Annotated in this window: 1 protein-coding gene; it reads right to left on the bottom strand. The window is 65.6% G+C overall.

What is annotated here, in order from left to right; genetic code table 11:
- Positions 1 to 1,152, bottom strand: a 1,152-nt coding sequence (locus tag BIV57_RS22845; protein ID WP_139275772.1) for an extracellular solute-binding protein, incomplete at its 3' end; no start/stop codon positions are given.
- Positions 1,153 to 1,185: the final 33 nt, after the last annotated feature.

The raw sequence follows: 1,185 nt of genomic DNA, 5'->3' as shown, positions 1-1,185 counted from the left end.
CATGTAGCGGCCGGGGTCGAGCGGCTCGTAGTAGTTCCAGTTGTCGTTCCGGACGCCCTCGGGCCCCTTGAGGGACGGCAGCGCGTTGTAGTGCCGCCAGGTGGCGTCCTTGGAGACCATGTCCATGGTCTGGAAGGAGGCCCAGATGTTGCCCATCGAGCAGCCCAGGACGACCTTCTTGCTGTTGCCGATGAGCTGCAGCTGGGTGTCGGTCATGGTGAACGACCGGGGGTCGATCAGGCCCTGCTTGGTGAGGCGGTGCATGTAGCGCAGCGCGTCGCGCCACTCGGGCTTGTCGACGACCAGGTCGACCTTGCCGCCGTCCAGGGCCAGCCACGGGTTGCCGGGGTTGTAGAGGAACGCGTTCATGAACAGCTGGTCGATGCTGTTGCTCATGGTGGCGTTGGTGCCGGCCGAGGCGGCGAAGGAGCTGATCGCGAAGGGGACGATGTCCTTCTTGCCGTCGCCGTTGGGGTCGCCGGTCTTGAAGGCGTGCAGCACCTCCTCGAACTCGGCGGTGGTCTGCGGGACGTCGAGGCCGAGCTTGTCCAGCCAGGGCTGGTAGAGCCAGGTGCGCGAGCCCATGGTGTGGCAGTGGAAGCAGTCGTTGATGTACGGGAGGCTGTAGAGCGAGCCGTTGGGGGCCTGCATCGTCTTGCGGAACTCGGGGTAGTCCCGGAAAGCGCCCTTGGTCTGCGTCCCGTACTTGTCGATCAGCTCGTTGAGGCGGATGAACAGCCCCTGGTCGCCGTAGTAGCGGACCTGGCTGGGCGTCAGTCCCGGGTTGGGCATCAGCACATCGGGGATGTCATTGGCCGCGATCATCGCGTTGATCTTGGTGAGCGAGTCCTCCGAGGAGATGACGACCCAGTCGACCTTGACGCCGGTGCGGTTCTCGTACCACTTGGTGAACTTGTTGGTGTTCCAGTCGCCGACGTTGGTGGAGTCCTGCATGACGAGGACCCGCAGCGTCGCCGGCTTGGTGGTGATCTTCCCGACGATGGAGGGGCGCGGACCCATGTACCCCTCGGGCATCCCCACACTCGTGTTGATGACGGTCTTGGCACCGGGCGGCGGCACCGGTTTGCCCAGCTGCAGTCCGGCGGTGTCGGAGGCGCAGCCGGAGAGCGTGGTGCCGAGGCCGGCGGCCACTCCGGCACCGAGGATCCCTCCGAGGAATCCACG

The sequence above is a fragment of the Mangrovactinospora gilvigrisea genome, assembly GCF_001879105.1.
In the GTDB taxonomy this organism is placed as follows: Bacteria; Actinomycetota; Actinomycetes; order Streptomycetales; family Streptomycetaceae; genus Mangrovactinospora; species Mangrovactinospora gilvigrisea.
The sequence above is the reverse complement of the archived record's forward strand: the minus strand, read 5'-3'. Positions and strand labels throughout refer to the sequence as shown.